A 504-nucleotide genomic window follows, 5' to 3' on the forward strand; every position below is an offset into this window, starting at 1 on the left:
GTCCTCCATTGCCTTTTACGGCAACTTCAACCTGGACATGGATAGATCACCCGGTTTCGGGTCTACTCCGACTGACTTACCGCCCTATTAAGACTTGGTTTCCCTTCGGCTCCGGACCTAAAGTCCTTAACCTCGCCAGCCAGCGTAACTCGCCGGACCGTTCTACAAAAAGTACGCGGTTGAACATGTAAAGTTCTTCCACAGCTTGTAAACACAGGGTTTCAGGTTCTCTTTCACTCCCCTCCCGGGGTTCTTTTCACCTTTCCTTCACAGTACTATGCGCTATCGGTCACTAAGGAGTATTTAGCCTTACGGGGTGGTCCCCGCTCGTTCAGTCAAGGTTCCACGTGTCTCGACCTACTCTGGATACCGCCATGTTACTTCGAGTTTCGCTTACGGGGCTTTCACCCTCTCTGGCTGGCTTTCCCAAAACCATTCTGCTACTCTCGGTAAATCAATCCCGCGGTCCGAACCCCGGGGTGCACGCACCCCGGTTTGGGCTCT

The 504-nt window shown here is 53.2% G+C and carries 1 rRNA gene; it reads right to left on the reverse strand.

From position 1 onward, the window contains the following. Positions 1-504, reverse strand: a 23S ribosomal RNA gene (locus B5E62_RS16680); the annotation flags it as partial.

The sequence above is a fragment of the Lachnoclostridium sp. An118 genome (genome assembly GCF_002160985.1).
Taxonomy (GTDB): Bacteria; Bacillota; Clostridia; order Lachnospirales; family Lachnospiraceae; genus Claveliimonas; species Claveliimonas stercoravium.